Annotated in this window: 2 tRNA genes and 1 rRNA gene; all 3 read right to left on the bottom strand. The window is 42.1% G+C overall.

The window, feature by feature from the left end:
• Positions 1 to 255: 255 nt before the first annotated feature.
• Positions 256 to 331: transfer RNA gene (locus tag J4G36_RS18240), tRNA-Ala, on the bottom strand.
• Between the two features lie 10 nt (positions 332 to 341).
• Positions 342 to 418, bottom strand: a tRNA-Ile gene (locus tag J4G36_RS18245).
• A 221-nt stretch (positions 419 to 639) separates the two neighbouring features.
• Positions 640 to 689: ribosomal RNA gene (locus J4G36_RS18250) — 16S ribosomal RNA — on the bottom strand; the annotation flags it as partial.

Genomic DNA, 689 nt, shown 5'->3' on the forward strand with positions numbered 1-689 from the left:
TGCCAAGGCATCCGCCGTGCGCCCTTTCTAACTTAACCTAAAATATTCATCAGATTCCAGTGCATTTGACCGCGCTGTTCACTGTTAAATACTTTTCTTGAATACGACTAAACAGCGATGTAGAGTCCATATTCATTAAAAAGGTATTGCATTGTCAACTACAAAAGTAATTGACTCGATTGATTACTTGATTTGTTACTAGTAATATAATTTTATCCAGTTTTCAAAGAACAAATTTACTTCCATTAAAATAATTGGTGGAGCCTAACGGGATCGAACCGTTGACCTCCTGCGTGCAAGGCAGGCGCTCTCCCAGCTGAGCTAAGGCCCCAGAATTTTTATGGTGGGCCTAAGTGGACTCGAACCACCGACCTCACGCTTATCAGGCGTGCGCTCTAACCAGCTGAGCTATAGGCCCCTTTCGGGATTTAGAGAAACACACTCTATTTCTCAGCAAAACAAGGGAACTTACTTACCCCTCATTTGTATTATTATGAAGTTCAATATGATAGCTAGTTAGCAAACCATAATGAGCCTTCAAAACTGAACGCAAAACGTCAAGTTTGTGGAAGTAATTCCACATTCCGAATGTTGAAAGGTCAAACACGAAGTGTTTTCGCTTCCGAACATAATCCTTAGAAAGGAGGTGATCCAGCCGCACCTTCCGATACGGCTACCTTGTTACGACT

The organism is Sporosarcina sp. 6E9, assembly GCF_017921835.1.
Classification (GTDB): Bacteria; Bacillota; Bacilli; order Bacillales_A; family Planococcaceae; genus Sporosarcina.